Below are 371 nucleotides of genomic sequence, written 5' to 3' on the forward strand. Positions count from 1 at the left end.
CTGGCCCAGTAGGCCGGACGGGTATATTTCAGGATACAGCCCACCTGCGCATAGGTCAGGTTAAGCTTCAGCAGGGTATACACCAGCCGGATGGCCTGGGCATTGCCTTCGAAGTGGCTGAGATCGTGACGAATGCGGCTGCGCAGGCGGTTAAGATCGCTCTCGCCCTCGTGCAAACGCAAGACGCTGACCTGACAGCGATCGTTACTGACGGGCTCACTGCCGCAGCTGGCGGGATCCAGCCTTTGCGCAAACCAGTCGTTAATTGCCGACTCGCCAAAATGGCCAAAAGGCGGATTACCGATGTCGTGCATCAAGCAGGCCATTTCGACAATGCTTTCAAAAGGATCGAGCAGTTTGGGAATGAGTCC

The 371-nt window shown here is 56.6% G+C and carries 1 protein-coding gene; it reads right to left on the reverse strand.

The features are described 5' to 3' along the window. Positions 1-371: HD domain-containing protein (locus tag CVN76_RS00440; RefSeq protein WP_157805378.1), on the reverse strand; the 371-nt coding region annotated here is incomplete at both ends.

Source organism: Bacillus sp. mrc49 (assembly GCF_002803435.1).